This window comes from Undibacterium sp. 5I2, from assembly GCF_035019605.1.
Classification (GTDB): Bacteria; Pseudomonadota; Gammaproteobacteria; order Burkholderiales; family Burkholderiaceae_D; genus Undibacterium.
In genome coordinates this window covers 1-287 of the sequence record NZ_JASJVS010000179.1, presented here as the reverse complement: position 1 = coordinate 287, position 287 = coordinate 1, and the positions used below count along the sequence as shown (strand labels likewise).

The following is a 287-nucleotide window of genomic DNA, read 5'->3' as shown; positions in this document are numbered from 1 at the left end:
CGATGCAAGCGAGTCAGCCATGCCAGGGTGGTGTCGATGCGGTGTTGCAGGCTGGGTGGCAGCCAGCCGCGCCCTTTATTGCCACGATTGAGAAAACGTGGTGCGCGGTAACGCAGATTGCTGCGACGACGACGACGACGCATTTGGCGGCGAGAAGTCAGTGCCTCGCTGATTTGATGGCCACGGTGCCGCAGTTCGAACAGGTTCAGGACCTGGTCGACAGTGCAAATTTCACCCGTCGCAAGCTTGAGTGTTTCGCTATGTCGCACAAGAGCGATGCCGGTCGT

Annotated in this window: 1 protein-coding gene; it reads right to left on the bottom strand. The window is 59.2% G+C overall.

The window, feature by feature from the left end; translation table 11 throughout:
• Positions 1–278 (bottom strand): RRXRR domain-containing protein (locus QN359_RS19885; protein WP_323493442.1); only part of this gene is annotated, 278 nt, incomplete at its 3' end.
• Between the last annotated feature and the right edge of the window lie 9 nt (positions 279–287).